This is a genomic window from Mitsuaria sp. TWR114 (assembly GCF_007997345.1).
Genome location: NZ_VOSR01000037.1, coordinates 1 through 4,103, shown reverse-complemented (window position 1 = coordinate 4,103; position 4,103 = coordinate 1). Strand labels below are relative to the sequence as shown.

The 4,103-nt window shown below is 69.7% G+C and carries 4 protein-coding genes; 3 read left to right on the top strand and 1 reads right to left on the bottom strand.

The window, feature by feature from the left end; genetic code table 11:
- On the bottom strand, nt 1-307 hold a 307-nt coding region (locus FUT87_RS02285), incomplete at its 3' end, for an alpha/beta fold hydrolase (protein WP_404935348.1).
- 158 nt (nt 308-465) lie between these two features.
- Between FUT87_RS02285 and FUT87_RS02280 the strand changes: the two genes are divergently transcribed.
- From FUT87_RS02280 to FUT87_RS02270, 3 genes are all read left to right on the top strand, one after another.
- On the top strand, nt 466-1,377 hold the full coding sequence (locus tag FUT87_RS02280; protein WP_147239931.1) for a LysR family transcriptional regulator: 912 nt from the start codon (nt 466-468) through the stop codon (nt 1,375-1,377).
- Between the two features lie 237 nt (nt 1,378-1,614).
- A complete protein-coding gene (locus FUT87_RS02275; RefSeq protein ID WP_147239930.1) occupies nt 1,615-3,006 on the top strand; it encodes a cytochrome ubiquinol oxidase subunit I in 1,392 nt (463 codons plus the stop codon).
- Complete coding sequence (locus FUT87_RS02270) at nt 3,003-4,019, top strand: cytochrome d ubiquinol oxidase subunit II (protein ID WP_147239929.1); 1,017 nt, start codon at nt 3,003-3,005, stop codon at nt 4,017-4,019. Before FUT87_RS02275 ends, FUT87_RS02270 begins: the two co-directional genes overlap by 4 nt.
- Nucleotides 4,020-4,103 lie beyond the last annotated feature (84 nt).

Sequence of the window (4,103 nt, the reverse complement as noted above, 5' to 3'; positions counted from 1 at the left end):
ATGTCGATGTCGATGTCGACGCTGGCGGCTTCGATGAATCGCCATAACCGCGCAGGTCGGCGGCGACGACGGTGAAACGCTCCGCCAGCGCCGGCGCGACCTTGTGCCAGATCGCGCGCGTTTGCGGATGGCCATGCAGCAGAAGCAGTGGCGGGCCCGAGCCGCCGACGGTCGCTTCCACATGCACGCCATTGGCGGTGGCAACGCGAATGTGGTGGAAGCCGGGGAACAGCGCGTCGAGCGCGCCGCGGCCGGCGATGGTTTCCGGCGCTCCGGTGAAGGCCGATGAAGCCGGTGGGGTGTCCATGACGGGGAAGGGCGGCATGCGGTCTCCAGAGGGGATCGCCGTCGAGGATTGACGGTCGACGGGCAGCGGTCGATGGTCCATGTCGGCCCCGATTCTGGAAGTGAATCGCAGCCACATAATTTCCGGTTTGGAAGTTATTTCATTCCTGGAGTTCATTAATGGACGGCTTCTCCGACCTGGCCTTCTTCGCGCTGTTGGTGAAACAGGGCAGCCTGGCCGCCGCGGCGCAGCAGATGGGCGTCACGCCGCCGGCCGTCAGCAAGCGGCTGGCCGCGATCGAGCGCCGGCTGGGCGTCCAGCTGCTGCAGCGGACCACGCGCCGCATCGGCCTGACGCCGGAGGGCGAGACCTACCTCGTTGACGGCGCGCGCGTGCTGGAGGAACTCGAGGCGCTGGAGCGCACGGTGGCCGGGAGCCGGGCGGCGCCGAAGGGGCTGCTGCGGGTGTCGGCGAGTTTCGGCTTCGGTCGCAAGCATGTGGCGCCGGCGCTGTCGCGCTTCGCGCGGCAGTTCCCGGACGTGGAGGTGCAACTCGAACTCACCGACCGGCCGGTCAACCTGATCGAGCAGGGCGTGGACCTGCAGGTCCTGGTCGGCACGCCGCCGGATGCGCGCCTGACCGCGCGGTTGCTGGCGCGCAACCGTCGCGTGCTGTGCGCCGCGCCGGCCTACCTCAAGCGCGCTGGCGAGCCAGCGACGCCGCGCGAGCTCGCGCGACACGCCTGCCTCTTCATCCGCGAGAGCGACGAGACCTTCGGCACCTGGCACTTCCAGCAGGGAGCGCGCAAGGAGACGGTGAAGGTGCGCGGACCGCTGGCGGCCAACGACGGCGAGAGCGTGCTGGCCTGGGGTCTGGATGGGCACGGCGTGCTGATGCGCTCGCGGTGGGAGGCGGCGCCGATGCTGCGCTCGGGGCGGCTGCGGCCGTTGCTGATTGACTGGGAACTGCCGCCGGCGGACATCCACCTGATTTATCCGCCGCGCGCGCAACTGGCGGCGAAGACGCGCGCGCTGGTGGACTTCCTGATGGCGCGCTTCGAGCCGCATCGCGACGGCGACGGAGGTTGGTGACGCGGGACGAGACCCCTCACCCCTCCCTCTCCCCCGCGGGGTGAGAGGGTGTTCCACCGAGCGGGTGATGCACGGAGGAAGAAGCCACTGCGCCTGCGGACTCCCTCTCCCGCTTGCGGGAGAGGGCTGGGGTGAGGGCCAGCGGCCTTGGCATGAGGGCAATTTGTCCTAGGGCGATCTGTCCTAGGACGATCTGTCCCTTCCTTGCGATCGCGCAATGCCCAACACTGCGCGGCCATGGACCCGTTCATCCTGGCGCGCATGCAGTTCGCGCTCAACATCACCTTCCACATCCTCTTCCCGACGATCACCATCGCACTGGGCTGGGTGGTGCTCTTCATGCTCTGGCGCTGGCGGCGCAGCGGCGAGGCCGCGTGGCTCGCGGCCTACCAGTTCTGGACCAAGGTCTTCGCGCTGAGCTTCGCCCTCGGCGTGGTCAGCGGCGTGACGATGAGCTTCCAGTTCGGCACGAACTGGCCCGGCTTTATGGAACGCGCCGGCAACATCGCCGGCCCGCTGCTCGGCTACGAGGTCCTCACCGCGTTTTTCCTGGAAGCCGGCTTCCTCGGCATCATGCTGTTCGGCCGCGAGCGCGTCAGCCCGCGCCTGCACTTCATCGCCACCGCGACGGTCGCCTTCGGCACGACGCTGAGCGCCTTCTGGATCCTCAGCCTCAACTCCTGGATGCAGACCCCAGCCGGCTACGAGATGCGCGATGGCGTCCTGCATGCGGTGGACTGGTGGGCGGTGATCTTCAACCCGTCCTTCCCCTACCGGCTGGCCCACAAGCTGCTCGCGTCGGGGCTGACCGTGGCCTTCCTGCTCAGCGGCCTCAGCGCCTGGCAGATGCTCAAGGGCGTCGAGCGGGCGGAGACGCGGCGGGTGATGCGCCTCGGGCTGACGCTGGGCGCGGCGCTGATCCCGCTGCAGATCCTGGCTGGCGACCTGCATGGCCTCAACACGCTCAAGCACCAGCCGGCCAAGATCGCCGCGATGGAGGGCGTCTGGCACACCGAGCGCGGCGCGCCGCTGCTGCTGTTCGCGCTGCCTGACGAGCAGGCGAAGGAGAACCGCCTGGCCATCGGCATTCCGCGCCTGGCCAGCCTCATCCTCACCCACGACGCCGAGGGCGAGATCCGCGGCCTGGATGAATTCGAAGGCGTGCATCCGCCGGTCAAGCCGCTGTTCTTCGGCTTTCGCGTGATGGTGGGCATGGGCGTGCTGATGCTGGGCTTCGCCTGGGGCGGCTGGTGGCTGTTCCGCCGCTCGGGCTGGCGGGGCCTGCCGCGCGTCTGGCTATGGGGCCTGTCGCTGATGAGCTTCTCCGGCTGGATCGCGACCGTCGCCGGCTGGTACGTCACCGAGATCGGCCGCCAGCCCTTCATCGTCCATGGCCTGCTGCGGACGCAGGAGGTCGCGGCGCACAACCCCGGCTCGATGGTCGCCGCGTCGCTGGCCGGCTACGCCACCGTCTATCTGGCGCTGCTTGTCGCCTACGTCGCGGCCATCAAGCGGATGGCGGAGAAGCGTCCCGCCGCAGCGCCCGCGCACCTCGGGCCGGACGATCCGCAGCCCGGCGGCGCCTCGCAGGGCGTCGGCATTCCCGTCATCTCGAGGACCTTCGCATGAACGCGCTCGCCGCAACGCCACTGGTCGAGGGCAGCGTGCTGCCGGTGATCTTCATGGCCCTGATGGGCGTGTCGCTGCTGCTCTACGTGGTGCTGGACGGTTACGACCTGGGCGTCGGCCTGCTGACCGCGGTGGCGCCGGAGGCCGATCGCGACCGCATGGTCGCGTCGATCGGACCGTTCTGGGATGCCAACGAGACCTGGCTGGTGCTCGCGGTCGGGCTGTTGCTGATCGCCTTCCCGAAGGCGCAGGGCGTGGTGCTCACCGCGCTGTACGCGCCGGTCGTGCTGATGCTGCTCGGGCTGATCCTGCGCGGCGCGGCCTTCGACTTCCGCGCCAAGGGCGACCCGGCGCACAAGCGCTGGTGGGATGCCGCCTTCGCCGGGGGCTCGGCGCTGGCCGCGCTGGCGCAGGGCTGGATGCTGGGCCGCTACGTCACCGGCTTCGACGACGGCGCGGGAGCGCGGGTCTTCGCGGCCGGCATCGCGCTGGCGCTGACGGCCTGTTATGCGCTGCTCGGGGCCGGCTGGCTGCTGATCAAGACCGAGGGCGAGCTCCAGCGGCGCGCCGTCGTCTGGGCCAGGCGCGTGTGGCCGGCGGTCATCGCGGGGCTGGTGCTGGTGTCGGTCGCCTCGCCGTGCTTGAGCGGCACGGTGCGGGCGCGCTGGTTCGAGCTGTCGGGGATCATCGCGCTGGCTCCGCTGCCGCTGACGGCGGTGCTGGCGCTCGCGGCCCTGCGGGGATTGCTGAACTCGCATCGCGTGCTGGGCAAGCTGTGCTGGGCGCCGTTCGCGCTGATGGTGGTGGTGCTGACGCTGAGTTTCTTCGGGCTCTCCTACAGCCTCTATCCGTTCGTCGTGATCGACCGGATCACGCTGTGGCAGGCCGCCGCGGCGGACGAGTCGCTGCGTTTCCTGCTGGTCGGCGCGGTGCTGACCCTCCCGGTGATCCTGGCCTACAGCCTGTTTTCCTATCGCGTGTTCAAGGGCAAGGTCCGCGCGCTCGCGTACTGACCGCAGGCCTGGCTGCACCGACTCCCTCTCCCGCTTGCGGGAGAGGGAAGGGGTGAGGGTTCCTGCGACGGCCGCTGGCCCTCA